Source organism: Deltaproteobacteria bacterium, from assembly GCA_016210005.1.
Taxonomy (GTDB): domain Bacteria; phylum Desulfobacterota; class Binatia; order HRBIN30; family JACQVA1; genus JACQVA1.
Genome location: JACQVA010000012.1, coordinates 59,249 through 72,435, shown reverse-complemented (window position 1 = coordinate 72,435; position 13,187 = coordinate 59,249). Strand labels below are relative to the sequence as shown.

General features: G+C 66.5%; 9 protein-coding genes and 1 pseudogene. 1 reads left to right on the top strand and 9 read right to left on the bottom strand.

The genetic code is table 11. From position 1 onward, the window contains the following. Positions 1–25: 25 nt before the first annotated feature. Positions 26–706 (top strand): glycosyltransferase family 2 protein, encoded by a 681-nt coding sequence (locus HY699_02195; GenBank protein MBI4514612.1) that lies wholly within the window; start codon positions 26–28, stop codon positions 704–706. Positions 707–750: 44 nt separating this feature from the next. Here HY699_02195 and HY699_02190 read toward each other — a convergent pair whose 3' ends face one another. From HY699_02190 to asnB, 9 genes and pseudogenes are all read right to left on the bottom strand, one after another. Beyond that, positions 751–1,635: a glycosyltransferase family 2 protein gene (locus tag HY699_02190; GenBank protein MBI4514611.1), complete on the bottom strand. Its 885-nt coding sequence runs from the start codon at positions 1,633–1,635 to the stop codon at positions 751–753. A 43-nt stretch (positions 1,636–1,678) separates the two neighbouring features. Beyond that, positions 1,679–2,057 (bottom strand): annotated as a pseudogene (locus HY699_02185) (GIY-YIG nuclease family protein). 456 nt (positions 2,058–2,513) lie between these two features. Next, positions 2,514–4,466, bottom strand: a complete 1,953-nt coding sequence (locus HY699_02180) for a hypothetical protein (GenBank protein ID MBI4514610.1) — start codon at positions 4,464–4,466, stop codon at positions 2,514–2,516. A gap of 10 nt (positions 4,467–4,476) precedes the next feature. Further along, complete coding sequence (locus tag HY699_02175) at positions 4,477–5,643, bottom strand: glycosyltransferase (protein MBI4514609.1); 1,167 nt, start codon at positions 5,641–5,643, stop codon at positions 4,477–4,479. 24 nt (positions 5,644–5,667) lie between these two features. Further along, a complete protein-coding gene (locus HY699_02170) occupies positions 5,668–6,000 on the bottom strand; it encodes a hypothetical protein (GenBank protein MBI4514608.1) in 333 nt (110 codons plus the stop codon). Further along, the gene (locus HY699_02165) at positions 5,987–7,825 is read right to left on the bottom strand and encodes a carbamoyltransferase (protein MBI4514607.1); all 1,839 of its coding nucleotides are present in this window, start codon (positions 7,823–7,825) and stop codon (positions 5,987–5,989) included. The genes HY699_02170 and HY699_02165 overlap by 14 nt, the downstream gene beginning before the upstream one ends. Then, complete coding sequence (locus tag HY699_02160) at positions 7,765–8,823, bottom strand: SGNH/GDSL hydrolase family protein (protein MBI4514606.1); 1,059 nt, start codon at positions 8,821–8,823, stop codon at positions 7,765–7,767. The genes HY699_02165 and HY699_02160 overlap by 61 nt, the downstream gene beginning before the upstream one ends. 39 nt (positions 8,824–8,862) lie before the next feature. Further along, on the bottom strand, positions 8,863–10,155 hold the full coding sequence (locus HY699_02155; protein ID MBI4514605.1) for a glycosyltransferase family 4 protein: 1,293 nt from the start codon (positions 10,153–10,155) through the stop codon (positions 8,863–8,865). Positions 10,156–10,177: 22 nt separating this feature from the next. Next, positions 10,178–13,183: an asparagine synthase (glutamine-hydrolyzing) gene (gene asnB, locus HY699_02150; protein MBI4514604.1), complete on the bottom strand. Its 3,006-nt coding sequence runs from the start codon at positions 13,181–13,183 to the stop codon at positions 10,178–10,180. Between the last annotated feature and the right edge of the window lie 4 nt (positions 13,184–13,187).

The following is a 13,187-nucleotide window of genomic DNA, read 5'->3' as shown; positions in this document are numbered from 1 at the left end:
GGGCGGCCGCATCACGGTGGGGGCGATGGCGGACGTGGCGGTGCTGATTCCGGCGTTCAACTGCGAGCGTACCATCGGTGAGGTGGTGCGCGGGGCGGGCCGATTCGTTGCCGCGGTGCTGGTGGTCGACGACGGCTCCAGTGACGAGACCGCAGCGCGGGCCAGGGCCGGCGGCGCCGAGGTCGTCCAGCATTCGACCAACCGCGGCAAAGGGGCGGCGCTGCAAACCGGGCTGCAGCTGCTGGCGCGAGGCGGCGTGACGCACGTGCTCACAATGGATGGCGACGGACAGCATCTGGCCGAGGAGATCCCCGCGCTGCTGCAGGCGTCGCAAGCGGAACCGCGGGCTCTGGTCATCGGGGCACGCCGGATCGCCGCCGGCACAGTGCCGGGGTTGCGCTTGTTCGGTAACCGCTTCGCCAATCGCTGGGTGGAAATCGCCTGCGGGCAAGCGCTGCCGGACACGCAGTCGGGCCTGCGCATCTATCCGCTGCCTGCCGCCCTCGCCCTCGGCGCGCGTGCCGGCCACTTCGCCTTTGAAACCGAGGTGCTGATTCGCGCCGTGCGCGCGGGCATACCGATCCGCTCGCTGCCGGTCGCCGTGTACTACCCACCACCGGAGCAGCGTCTCAGCCATTACCGCCCGTTTCTCGACACTGTGCGGATCATCTTCACCGTCGTCGGCCTGATCCTGCACCGGCGCTGACCTGGGGCTGATGGGCGCGAACTCGAACGGTGAGAAGCGAGGGGTCACGCCGGTAGCAGGATGTAGTTGCGGTGCTCGCCGATCTTGAAGCCGAGCAGGCGCTGCTCGGCGAAGGTGAGCAGGCGTTCGGAAAGCCGGTCGTGGCGCTGCGTCGAGGCGGCACTGGGTGCGACGGTCCAGTTCTTCTGCGCGATGCGTGCTGCCATCACCGCCGGGTGGGTAGCGGTGAAGCGGGTGCGCCCCTTGAGCAGGCCGAAGTCGAAGCTCTGGTTGGCATCGGGGAACTTGTCCTGCGCGGTCTCGGCGCCTTCATGAATGGTGACGAAGGCGATGCGCTTGCGCGTCATCTGCTTGGGCGGGCGAACCCAGCCGTAGTGGTAAATCGCCGCGCCGGCGTGGGCCACGTGCAACTTGCTGCCGTCGTGCTTGCGAAACCCTTGCGCGCTTTTCCACGACCGGGCGCCGATGCGGTTGCGTACGATCCGGACCTCGCGGCGATACCAGGTGTGCGAGGTGTGGTAGTGGTCGTAGTCGGCGAAGAAGTGGACGTAGTCGAACAGCAAGCCCTCGACGCGGCCATCGTCGAGGTAGCTGCGCATGCGCTCGAGCAAGCCCGGCAAGTAGCGTTCGTGGACGACTTCGTCGGCTTGGACGTAGAAACACCAGTCGCCGGTGCAGGCGTCGAGCGCGAGGTTGCTCTGATAGGCGTTGGTGGCGCCACGCTTGAACTGGCTGCGCTCCCACACCGTGTCGATGATCTTGAGCTTGGGCTCGTTGAGCGAGCGCAGCAGCTCGGTGGTGCCGTCGCTGGAGTCGCCGGCGGCGATCACGAACTCGTCGCAAATCGGCAGGATCGAGCGGATTGACTCCACTACCGGGTAGTAAAGATCGATGGCGTTGCGCACGAAGGAGAAACCGCTGATCCGCATGCCGAGGCCTGAGGCGCGGCTGTAGCCCAGGGCGCCGGCGCGGTCAACGCGGCCGGGCCTTGCCGCTTTGCGGGGGGTGCGCGACAAATCTGTGGGTAACGTGCAGCCGACCGGGCAAATCCTCACCAGTCTGACAGTACTGTGTACAGTCAGGCCGAGGCCCATGGCCGAAAGGGACGCAATTTGTCATCTGCCAGGCGCGGCGCCACTTCTTCAGCTGCTTCTCCCGCACGATTGCGGTCTCTGCGCAGCCGTGCGCTTCGTAGTAGACCAGCTTGTCAACGCCGTACTTTGGCCGAAAAACCCTCCACTACCTTGCTCTTATGCTGCCACACCCGCGTTGCCAGCTGTGAGGTCAACCCAATGTAGAGCGTGCCGTTCCGTTTGCTGGCCAGGATGTAAACGCAGAACTGCTTGTCCATAGCGCCAAACGCCAAACTGGATCCCGCTTTCGCGGGAATGACGGCCCGCTTTCGCGGGAATGACGGCCATAACACCGAACCACGTTACCCACAAATTTGTCGCGCACCCGCGCTGCTCGCGTGGCCGCCCGAAGGCTTGCAACTGATTAAGCGGATTGGGCGGACTCGGATCGCCTCGCGGCCCTCTTTTCCCCGTGAACTCCGTTCCATCCGATCAATCGGCTGTTAGCGAAGTCCGGGCCCAGTGCCGCGTTCGCGGAGGGACTGGCCTGGTCTCGGCGACTCCGCGTCTCCGCGTGAGCCAACGCCCCTGGTGCCGAACGGCACCAAGACACACTACCGCCAGGGAGCAACAATCACCGAGTCTCGTAGGGTCAACTATGGAGGGAGTCGGCCGCAACGGCCACGGGCAGGCTAATCAGGCAGGACGTCGGGCGGGCAAGCTGTCGGACATGTTCATCGTCCGGCTTGTTGGTACGAAGGCGCGCGCTCACTTGGTGTGACTAGAGAGGCGGCTAACAGTGCTACGGCGGGCGAGGCGGGTTCAAGGGTCATGCGGAACTGGCGCAGCTGCGCGCCACAGAGTCGGCAAGCCGCAGCCGCGGCTTGGACGCGCTCGGGGGCGATCTTGGGGCTGGCGACGATCACTTGCTGTACACGGTGTTGCCGAATCATTTCGGCAAGCCGGTCGCTACCACCAAGCACCGGAACGCCGTTGACCTGGCGCCCCCAAAGGCTCGGTAGGTCGTCAGCAAACCCAACCGGATGCAGGCCCAGTGCCGGGTTCTGGACGATCTCCCGCAGCAGCGAGCTGCCGCCCGAGCCGGCACCATATATCAGCACCGGCGATGCCGGCGCCGCGCGCTGACTGCGAGCGGCGAATTCGAGCAGCCAGAACAACAACCGCGCCCCGACCACCAAGGTTGCCGTCAGGTACGAGTCGAGCACGAGCAGTGCCAGCGCGTGCTCGGGCACCCCGTAGCAGAGCACCAGCATGGCGATCGCCGCCGCTTGGGCTGCCATGACGCTCTTAAGCAACGCCATCACGTCGCCGGCGCTTGGGTGGCGATAGCTACGCTCGTAAACGCCGCTGTAGGCAAGCGCGATCAACTTCACCGCCGCCACCGCGGCCAGGCTCAACAGCGCGTAAGCGCGGGCACTGGGCGACAGACCGTTGGGAGACACCAGAAAGAAAGCCCCCAAGTACGCCGCCCCGACGAACCCGCCGTCGACCAAGGCATGGAACAGGCGCCGGTTGAACACCGGCAGCTCGAACAGCGGCAGGAGCGTGCCCCGGCGCACGATTTCGATCTCGTGGTAGCCGAGCTTACGGATGCCGGCAAACATGGCCGCGGCCACGACCAGGCCTACCACCGTGGTGTTGGCCCCAGACGTCAGCACCAGCAGCAGCGCGGCGCCCGCCAGGAGCAGGCAAGCACCGTAGAGCACCAGCACCGCCCGCCGATGGGTCAACCCCAGCGCTAACAGCCGGTGATGGATATGCTCGCGATCGGCGCGGAAGATCGAGGCCGAGCCGATGACCAGGAAGCGGTACTCGTTGCGCGAGCGGTCCGACTGCACCACGCGCAGGGCACCCAGGAGCCGGCGCAGCATCGCCAGCAGCGTATCCATGATCGGCAAGCCCAAGGTCAGGATGGGCACCAAGATGACGACCGCGGTCGCGCCCTTGTGCGAGGCCCGGATCGACAGGGTGGCCAGCAGATAGCCGAGCAGCAAACTGCCGCAGTCGCCGAGGAAGATCGAGGCCGGGTTGAAGTTGTAGTACAAGAAGCCGGCCAGCGCTCCCGCCAGTGCCACTGACAACAGCGCCACCTCGATGCGGCCGCCGGCAACTGACATCACGAATAGCGTAGCCGAAGCGATCAATGCGACCCCGGCCGCCAAACCGTCGAGACCATCAATCAGGTTGAAGGCATTGGTGATGCCAACCACCCACAGCAGTGTGACGGGCGCGGCCAACCAGCCCAGCGCGATCGGCCCGCCGCCGAAGGGGTTGCTCACTGCGCTGATGGCGTAGCCGCCGGCCAGCGCAATCGCCCCGGCAATTATCTGGCAGCACAGCTTCGCCAACGGGCCCAGGCTGCGCACGTCGTCAACCACTCCGGTCGCTACCACGACCAACGCCCCGGGGAGCAGCCAGGCCCAGCCCCAGCCGTAGCCTACGAAGACGTCGAAGAACAGGAGGTCTACGGCACGCCCGACAGCCAGCGCGCCGGCGAGCGCGCCGAGCACGGCGAGCCCGCCCAGGCGCGGGACCGGCTGGTGGTGGACATGGCGTCCGCCGGGCTCGTCTACGGCTCCGAGCCGCAACGCCAGCGCTCGTATCCCGGGGGTAATCAAGAGCGCGAAGGTTACCGCGGTCACGCCGAGTACGATGTACTTCAACACCAGGCCTACCTCACGATTCTACGACGGCTGAGGCGTCGCACGCCGGCTGGGCGGCGAGTACCTCGCGGTAGAGCTGCGCCGTGCGCTCGACCATGGTCTCGACGCTGAAGTCTTCCTGCACTCGGCGCCGCGCCGCCGCGCCACAGCGCGCGCGCAGTTCTTTGTCAGCGAGCAGCAGATTAATGGCATCAGCGAGCGCATCGGGATCTTCCGGCGGCACCGTCAGCCCAGTGCGGCCGTTGCGGGATACGAACGGCACGCCGGATTTCAGCCAGGTGTTGACCACCGGCACTCCGCTCGCCATCGCTTCCAACTGCACGATGCCGAACGCCTCACTGCGCGCCACCGACGCCAGCACGAAGACGTCGGCGGCGTGGTAGTACGGACGCACATCGGGCACGGGGCCGAGGAAGATCACTCGGTCGCTGACCTCGAGGGCCGCGGCCTCTTGCTCGAGGATGGCACGCAGCGGGCCGTCGCCGACGATGAGCAGCCGCGCCCCCACCTGGCCCATGGCGCGGATCAAGTAGGGCAGCCCTTTGTAATAGACGAGACGCCCGACGCTGAGGATGAGCGGGGAGCCGTAGCGCTGCCTAATACCGTCCACCTGCCGCTCATCGCTCTCCCGGAAGTCGGCACCGGCGATTCCGTACGGAATCACGCGGCAGCGCTGGCGGTGGCGCTGCAGGACCGGAGAGCTGTCGAGGTAATTGGGCGAGGCTACGATTATGGCCACGCAGCGCCGCAGGAAGCGCTGCAGGAACGGAGCGAAGCCGCGCCCGAGAACTTTCTGGCGCACGATGTCGCTGTGATACGAGGCCACCAAGGGGAGGTTCCGGCCGCTGGCCAGGTAGGCGAGGACGGCGGCCGGGTTCGGCAGATGGAGATGAATGATATCCGCCTGTGTGGCGCGAATACCGCGGACCATGCCCGGGCACACCGGCGCGGAAGCGACATCCATCATGGTGGCAACCCGGGTCACGGGCACGCCGTCGACGGCCTCTTCGCGGCTGGTGCCGTCTTCGCTCGCGACCATGATCTCGACGTCCACCAGCCGCCGCAACCCGCCACAGAGGGCAGAGAGGTGGGTCTCGATTCCGCCGGCGTGCGGCGGGTAGTACTTACCCACGTGCAGCACCCGGAGCCGGCGCCGGCCGTTCACGGGAGTGTTATTCATAGCTCGGGCTACCGCTCGCTGCCTTCAGTACATGGTGTAGATGAATGGTGATACGTCAGCCGCCTGCTCATCGTCGAATTCTAAGTCTCGGGCCAGGCGCATCAGCTCAGCCGCCAGCAAGGCCAACTCGGGCAGACCCTGACGCTGCCACAGCGCGCGCAACTGGCGCTCGCAATCACCCGCTTCAATCTCGCTGAAGTCCGGCGCGCCGCGCTCTGCATCCGCGTACCAAGAAGCCAGCTCGGGTTCCGGCGCGAGCAGTAGCAGCTGGACGCCGCGAGCACGGAGTGAGGCGGCCACCGGCACCAGGGTTTTGGCGAAGAACTTGCGCAGCGCCCGCTCATCAGTCGAGTTCATAGCGTTGCTGCCACTGGCCGTCGGCGGGCGCCGGCGGCTGCTGTTCCTTGTAAAGCAGGCAATCCTCCAACACGAGCATATCCATCTCCGTGCGCATGAAGCAGCGGTAGGCGTCCTCGGGCGTGCACACGATCGGTTCGCCACGCACGTTGAACGAGGTATTGACCAGCACGCCGCAGCCCGTGCGCTGGGCGAAGGCGCTGACAACCGCGTGAAAGTCGGGATGGACGGCGCGCTCGACCGTGTGCACGCGCGCGCTGTGATCGACGTGAGTCACCGCCGGAACATCGCTGCGCGCCTGCCGCACGACCGCGAGCAGGTCGTCATCGCCGGTGCTGACGCCGGTGCCGTTCACGGCTCGCCGGCGCTCGCGGCGCACCGGGGCGACCAGCAACATGTAAGGGCTATCGCGGTCGAGCTCGAAGTACTCCTGACAGCGCTCAGCCAGCACCGACGGGGCAAAAGGGCGAAAGGATTCGCGGTACTTGATCTTGAGGTTCATCTGCACCTGCGTCTCGGGCCGGCGCGGGTCACCGAGAATGGAGCGAGCACCCAAGGCGCGCGGGCCGAATTCGGCCCGCCCGGAAAAGAAGCCGACAACCTTGCCGTCGTCGAGAGCGCGGGCAATCCGTTCGGCGCGCAGTGGGACGTCTTTGACGGCTTCGTACGGGTATCCGTTCCAATCCAGGAAGGCGCGCACTTCCGCGGGCGAGTAAGCGGGGCCGAGGTAGCTGCCCTGCTGCGCGTCGCGCCCGCCAGCGGGAACTTGGCGCGGCACCCCGAAGCGCTGGTGTGTAGCCGCGAGAGCCGCCCCCAGAGCGCCGCCGGCATCACCCGCGGCCGGCTGAATCCAGATGCGCTCGAACACGCCCTCGCGCAACAAGCGCCCGTTGGCCACACAGTTGAGGGCCACCCCGCCGGCCAAACAGAGGTCGCGCATGCCGGTGAGCTCCCGGGCGTGGCCAGCCATGCGCAGCACCACCTCTTCCGTGACCTGCTGCACCGAGGCCGCCAGATCCATCTCTCGCCGTGTGATGCGCGTCTCGCGCCGGCGCGGCGGCCCGCCGAAAAGAGCGGCGAATCGCTCGTTGGTCATCACGTCGCTGTCGAGATAGCCGAAGTAATCGAGGTTGAGCCGGAACGAGCCGTCGGGCTTCACCGCAATGAGATGCTCGCGAATCAGGTCCGCGTAACGTGGCGTGCCGTAGGGCGCCAGGCCCATGAGCTTGTACTCGCCCGAGTTCACCTTGAAGCCGCAGAAATAGGTGAAGGCGCTGTAAAGCAGGCCGAGTGAGTGAGGGAAGCAAGTCTCCTTCAACGTTCGGATGGTTTCCCCCGCACCCACGGCAATGCTGCCGGTCGCCCACTCTCCGACGCCATCCAGCGTCAGAATCGCCGCCCGCGCGAACGGCGAGGGATAGAACGCCGAGGCGGCATGGGCGAGATGATGGCGCGTGAACAGGACGGGGACATCGACGTTGAGGCACCGGCGGATGTGACGCGCCACAAACAGCTTCACTCCCAACATCGAGCGCGCGGCCTGCACCCACTGGTCTCGTCCCTTGGGCGCCACGCTCAGCAGGGTTTTGAGAACCCGGTCGAACGTCAGCAGCGGGTTGTCATAGAAGACCACCGCGGTCAGCCGCTCCGGCTCGACGAAGGCCTCTTCCAGACAGTAGTTGACCGCGTGGCGGGGAAAGCGCGGGTCGTGCTTCTTGCGCGAGAAGCGCTCCTCCTGCGCCGCGGCAACGATCCTGCCGTCTCTCACAATGGCGGCGGCGGAGTCGTGGTAAAAAGCCGAGATGCCGAGAACGATGGCCGACACTGGATCTCCTGGCCAATGAACGAGTGCACTACAGCGCCGAGGGATTCGGCCAGCACGCGGTGGCCGGCGGCGGTGAAGTGCGGATCCTGGCGAAAACGCAACTGGCTGCGCTCACTGCGGCTGAAGTGATGAAAGGCCGGCAAGGGATCGTGCACCGTGACAAGGGGCGGACCGTGTAGCTCGCCGAAGCGCGCCCGGTACGAGGCGGCGGAGGCGGTCTCGTCGATGTGCTGGGACAGCGGTATCGGGCAGATCACCACCGGCACGGTTGCCTCGGTGATCCATTGCGCGAGAATGCGCTTCATCAACTGCCAGGCTGGGCTGTTGCTCTGGCCGTATGCCGGCAACGGTTGATAGCGGGTTAGACGCTGCACCAGATCCTTGGCGCCCGGCCCCAGCCGATTGACCGTATCGCGCAGCCACGTCAGCCGGCCGCCCTGATCGAAGTGACGCCACTCGCTGCGCGGCAGCACTGCGGGACGAATCGGGCCTTTCGGCACCGGCACGTGGTGCAGCCGCAGGTGACCATCGTCGTCGATCTGGAAGTACGGCTTGAAGAAGACCAACACCTCGCCGTCGTGAGTGACCCAGGGGCGGTAACGGGCCGTCACCCGGCGGATGTTTTCGACGAACACGCTGATGACGATGAGATCATGCTCGATGTCCGCCGCCATCTGACGGAAGATCAGGTACTGCTGATCGGTTCCGGTCCCTGAGAGACCGAAGTTGTAGACCTCGAGGTCCGCAATGGCGCGCTCCATGAGGTTGCCGTAACGATAGCGGTTGCTCACCCCGTCACCGGCGGTGTAGGAGTCACCGAACAGCAGGACGCGAAACGTACCGGGCCGCTTGTGCGGCACGAACTCGTGGTCGCAACGAAAGCCGGCCTGGTTGACCCGCACGAGATAGCCCCCGCCCTCGTGCTCCACGCGGGCCTTCACTCCCGGGACGAAGTGATAGCCGATGATCGGGTGATACTGGTGCAGTTGCCGGTGCATCCTACGCCTTGGCGGTGATGCTACAACGGATTGAACGGATTAGGCGGATTGACCGGAGCGTTCGGATCCTCTGAGATCCGGTGAGATCCGCGCCCGGGTCTCTCCGCAGAATCCGTTCGATCTGTCTAATCCGTTGTACACACACCTGGTCTTACTATCCGCTGCCGCCCGTAGCACTGAAGCAATGCTGGCCGCGTAGCGTTCGGGTGAGAAGCGCTCGACGGCCGCCGCTCTCGCCGCCACACCCAAGCGGAGCCGCTCGCGCGGATTGCTCAAGAGCATGACCACGGCATCGGCGAGGGCGCGGGCGTCGCCCATGGGATAGAGGAGACCATTTTGTCCATGGCTAACCAACTCGGGAATTCCACCGGCACGGGCCGCCACCAGCGCGCGGCCGCAGGCCATCGCTTCCATCACCGTGCGGCCGAACGGCTCGGGTCGAGTCGAGGCGTGCACGCAGACGTCCAGCGCGCGGTACCATGGCGCCATGTCGCGTTGGAAGCCGGTGATAACAACCACTTCATCCAGCCGGCGGCGGGCGATCTCGCCCCGCAACTCGCGTTCATAGCCCCATTCGCTGGTGGTGTCGTAGATGCTGCCGCCGATGATGAAGAACAGGGTGCCGGGGCAGTGCTGGCGGATGCGCTCGACGGCATCGAGGAACAGGAGCTGGCCCTTCCAGCGCGCCAGCACCGCGGGCAGCCCGACACGATAGGGGGCCGGGTAACGCATTGCCGCACTGCTAGACCGCCCGGCCGGCGAGAACTCGTTCAAATCGACGGCGTTGTGGATGGCGCAGACCTTGTGCGGCTGGCGCATGCCCCGAGACAGGTGCGCAGCCACGGCTTCGGAATTCGCGATCACCCGCTGTGGCACTTTGTCCGCAAGGCGCGTCAGCAGCGGCCCATCGAGGAAGTCGCGCACGTGCCACACCACCGGCACGCCGAGCCACGGTCCGAGCGCGCTTGCCAGCAAGTGCGCCTTGACGCCGTTGGAATAGAGCACGTCCGGAGCTTCGGCGCGGATTGCCGCCGCCAGCCGTGCCAGATAGCGCGGTACCGCTACCGGCAACAGCGTCGCCATCGCCAGGCTGACCGGATGTAGATGCCGAGATTGCCGCAGCAGTGCCCGCGGCGGCTGCACGACCCTTCCTTGCCGCCCTTGCGACGCCAGCGCCAGCGCCAAGGCCCCGCCGCGCGGCAGGATGACCGAGGTCTCAAGCCCGTACGCCCCGCTGGCTTGCAGAAACGCCAGCAAGCTTCTCTCCGCACCGCCGAGTTCCGCACCGGGCGACATCACCGTTACGCGGCAGCCGCCGGCGGGTTTGGACATCGGCGGCTCGACGGCGGATGTCTCAGTGATTGAGAAGTTCTTCATAGAGCGAGGCCACGGCGGCGGCCGTGCGCTGCCAGGTGTACTGGCGCGCGTTGCCGAGGCCGCAATCAACCAGACGTTCACGCCGGTCCCGACTTTCGAGGAGATCGAGCATGGCGGCGACCCACGTACTTGGCTGCTCCGGATCGAGGATCACTGCGCCGTCCCCGGCGACCTCCGGCAGCGAAGCGCGGTTGCTGCAGAGCACGGGCAGACCGGCTGCCTGCGCTTCGAGCACGGGGAAACCGAAGCCCTCGTACAAACTGGGCAGGAGTAGCGCGTCCGCGGCGCGGTAGGCCAACAGGAGATCCTGCTCGCTCACCTGCGGATGCTGCTGCACCACCCCCTCAAGCTGCAACTGCGCGATCAGAAGCAGCTGCGCGGCTGAGAACCGGCCGCCGATCTGCAACAGGCGCGTCCGCGGGCTGATTCGGCGAAGCTCAGCGACAATATGCAGCAACCCCTCGATGTTCTTGCGAGCGTCGCAGCTCCCGACGTGCAGCAGGCGCGGCGCCGCCGCCGCAAACACCCGCTGGGCAAATTCCTGCACGCGCGCAGCCGCTATGAGTGTAAGGAATGCGCCGTCAAGCCCAAGCGGTATGACACGAACGCGCTCCGGCGGTATGCCCGCGAGCGCGCACGCTTCGCGCTTGGAAAAGCCGGAGTCGGCACACAGGAGCGTGGCGGCGCGCATTCCCTCAACCATCCGGCGGGTCAGCTCGTCAAGGACGAGTTGGCGAGCGGAGCGCTGCCGCTCGCGGCGCAAAGGCCAGAGGTCGTGGATGGTCAGCAGGCTCGGGCAGCCGGGAAAGCGCGCCAGGATGTGGGCGTAAGTATGATCGAGGACGTGAACTGCATCGGGCCGGTAGCCGCGCAGACTGGACGGGTAAGCCACCAGCCGGTTCCAGTAGCGCCGCGGTGCGCTCACGGGGGCGGCCCCGTTGTGGCCGTTGACCGGTGCGGCCGACACCACGTAATCGCGCCCGACGCCGTCAAGATGCCCCAGCAACGCCTGCGCATACCGATCCATGCTGGGCCAGCGCTCGCACGGTAGATCGGCCACGACCAACACCCCGCGCTCCCGCTGGGCACCGGCTCGGCTTTCGTCAGCCCGCCGTTGTGGGCCAAACCATTGAGCGTACCAGAGCTCAGCGCACAGCAGCGTCCACAACCGTTGCCCGTTGGCGGCCGCTCCCATCACGTGATCCGCGATCATGCCCTCAACGGCACGGTGGTCGAGGAAGCTGCGGCAAAAGGAGCCGCCGGCGCTCGCCACCTGGGCAAGCCAACGGCCAAGATCGGCTCGGAACCACTCGTCCAGCGGCAAGCGAAAAGCGGTCTTGCCGCGAGCCGCGGTTTCCGCCGGCAGCCAATCGCGGAACGCCGCGCGCAGCACGGCCTTACCGCGCCCCCGGCGCAGCTTGTACTCGGGGGCCAGCTGCGCGGCGTACTCGACCAAACGGTGATCAAGGAAAGGCACGCGGGCCTCGACCGAGGCGGCCATGCTCATCTTGTCCACCTTCATCAATACGTCATCGACGAGCCACTGGCGCAGGTCCCAGTACAACAGGCGATGCAGCCCATCTCGCGGTGGCGTGTCGTTGCAGTAGGGCCAAGCGGGGCTATCTGGATCAGCCAGAACAGCGGGTTCCTGACCGCCCCGCAAGTGCGCCACCTCGGCGGGAGAGAACACGCCCGTCCACAAGGCATTGCGAGCCAGCGGGTCGTCAGCAGCATACGCCAGCTTGCGCCAGGCATTGCGAGCGCGCCCATCGGGCATGAGCGCGGCCAATGCCCCAAGCACGGCCTGCCGGGGGCGAGCGGGAAGCCGGCAAAGCCGGTCGGCAATCCGGCTGAGCCAGTACCGCGGATAGCCCGCGAACAGCTCGTCACCCCCTTCGCCGGTCAGCAGCACGGTGACGTGCTGGCGCGCCGCGTTACAGATTGCATAAGTCGGCAGTGCGGCGGCGTCCGCCAGCGGCTCGTCGAGGTGCGAAGCCACCCGGCGAAGGAGATCGGCGGCAGCGAGCGACACCTCTAGCTCCGTGTGCTTCGTCCGGTACTGGGTAGCGACCAGGCGCGCATAGCGGCGCTCGTCGAGCGCCGGCACTTCGGGGAATCCGACGGTGTAGGTCCGCACCGGCTGCCGGTTGAGCTGAGCCATGACCGCCGTGACAATCGCCGAGTCGAGGCCGCCGGAAAGCAGACAGCCAACGGGCACGTCACTAACCAGGTGTGACTGCACCGCCTCAATCACCTGCTGGCGCAAGGCGGCAGCGGCGGCGCCAAAAGCAGGCCCATCCTGGCCGCCGCCGAACGAAAGACACCAGAACGGCCGCAGCGACGGTGCCCCGCTCGGGTCCAGTCGCAGGTAATGTCCAGGAAGCAGCTTGTTGATCCCTTCGAAGAAGGTCTCCGGTGCCGGCACGTACTGGCGCAGGAGATAGGGAGCGATGGCGTTGCTGTTGACCGCGCGTGGCACGCCGGCACAGGCGAGCAGGGCCTTGATCTCGGAGGCGAAGAACCACTGCCGGCCCACTTGCGTGTAGTACAAGGGCTTGATCCCCAGCCGATCGCGGGCGGCGAAGAGCTCCCGCCGCGGCGCATCCCAAAGCAGTAGGGCGAACATGCCGCGCAGACGTTCGAGGCAGCCGTCAATGCCCCACTGCTCGTAGCCGTGGACGATGACCTCGGTATCACTACCGGTGCGAAAGACGTGCCCGTGCGTCACCAGCTCGCCGCGCAACTCGGCGTGGTTGTAAATCTCTCCGTTGAACACGATCCAGACAGCGCCGTTCTCGTTCGATTGCGGTTGTTGTCCGCCGGCCACGTCGATGATGGCCAGCCGCCGCATGCCGAGTGCCACCCAGGGGTCGCTGAAGGAGCCTTCCCCGTCGGGGCCGCGGTGCACCAGGGCGTTGACCATGACGCCAACCTGTTCGCGGGCGCCTGCGCCCCCGCCGAGGATTCCTGCGATGCCGCACATGCAA

What these genes read in the sequence shown, in the direction of transcription:
- HY699_02195 (MBI4514612.1), top strand. Translation starts at nt 26, where the DNA reads ATGGCGGACGTGGCGGTGCTGATTCCGGCGTTCAACTGCGAGCGTACC.
- HY699_02190 (MBI4514611.1), bottom strand. Translation starts at nt 1,635, where the DNA reads ATGCGGATCAGCGGTTTCTCCTTCGTGCGCAACGCCATCGATCTTTAC.
- HY699_02175 (MBI4514609.1), bottom strand. Translation starts at nt 5,643, where the DNA reads ATGAATAACACTCCCGTGAACGGCCGGCGCCGGCTCCGGGTGCTGCAC.
- HY699_02170 (MBI4514608.1), bottom strand. Translation starts at nt 6,000, where the DNA reads ATGAACTCGACTGATGAGCGGGCGCTGCGCAAGTTCTTCGCCAAAACC.
- HY699_02160 (MBI4514606.1), bottom strand. Translation starts at nt 8,823, where the DNA reads ATGCACCGGCAACTGCACCAGTATCACCCGATCATCGGCTATCACTTC.
- HY699_02155 (MBI4514605.1), bottom strand. Translation starts at nt 10,155, where the DNA reads ATGTCCAAACCCGCCGGCGGCTGCCGCGTAACGGTGATGTCGCCCGGT.
- asnB (MBI4514604.1), bottom strand. Translation starts at nt 13,183, where the DNA reads ATGTGCGGCATCGCAGGAATCCTCGGCGGGGGCGCAGGCGCCCGCGAA.